The sequence below is a fragment of the Enterobacter sp. Acro-832 genome (assembly GCF_011752745.1).
GTDB lineage: Bacteria > Pseudomonadota > Gammaproteobacteria > Enterobacterales > Enterobacteriaceae > Enterobacter > Enterobacter quasiroggenkampii.
Genome location: NZ_VWWX01000022.1, coordinates 1 through 794, shown reverse-complemented (window position 1 = coordinate 794; position 794 = coordinate 1). Strand labels below are relative to the sequence as shown.

General features: G+C 67.0%; 1 protein-coding gene and 1 pseudogene. Both read left to right on the top strand.

The genetic code is table 11. The features are described 5' to 3' along the window. Nucleotides 1–262, top strand: a 262-nt coding sequence (locus tag F3J31_RS23215) for a gluconate 2-dehydrogenase subunit 3 family protein (RefSeq protein ID WP_167215720.1), incomplete at its 5' end; no start/stop codon positions are given. Between the two features lie 17 nt (nucleotides 263–279). Continuing rightward, a pseudogene (locus tag F3J31_RS23210) lies at nucleotides 280–794 on the top strand (GMC family oxidoreductase); the annotation flags it as partial.

The following is a 794-nucleotide window of genomic DNA, read 5'->3' as shown; positions in this document are numbered from 1 at the left end:
GCAGATGGACGCGATCCTGCGCCAGCTGGACGAAGGCCGCCTGGACGGGGAAGGCGCCGGCAGCGGCAGCCGCCTGTTCGAATTCCTGCTGCTCAGCGTGCGCGAAGGCTACTTCGCCGACCCGCTCTATGGCGGCAACCGCGGCATGGTCGGCTGGAAGCTGGTGGGCTTCCCCGGCGCTCGCTACGACTACCGCCAATACATCGACCGTCGCGGGCAGGACCTGGGCCTGGCGCCCATCAGCCTGATCCCGGTGAGCTGAGGCCAGAGGAAACCAACATGGCAATTACACGTAAAAAAGCTGACGTGGTCATCGTCGGCCTGGGCTGGGCCGGCTCGCTGATGGCCGAAGAACTGACCCGCGCCGGGCTGGAAGTGGTCGCCATCGACCGCGGTCCGTGGCTCGACACTTCCACCGATACGCCACCGGCCGTCGACCCCGACGAGCTGCGCTGGACCATCCGCCGCGAGCTGCTGCTGCAGCCAGGCGACTACACCCTGACGTTCCGCAACCACTCCGGCCAGATCGCGGTGCCAACCCGCGAGCTGAAAGCCTTCCAGATGGGCAAGTCGGTGGACGGCGCGGGCTTCCACTGGGCCGGCATGGCCTGGCGTTTCTCCGAATGGGACTTCCGCGTGCGTTCGGCCACCCTGGAGCGCTACGGCGCGAGCAAGCTCAAGGGCCTGGAGCAGGTGCAGGACTGGGGCATCACCTATGCCGATCTGGAGCCGTTCTACGACCGCTTCGAGCGCATCGCCGGCATCTCCGGCATTGCCGGCAACCTCAATGGTGA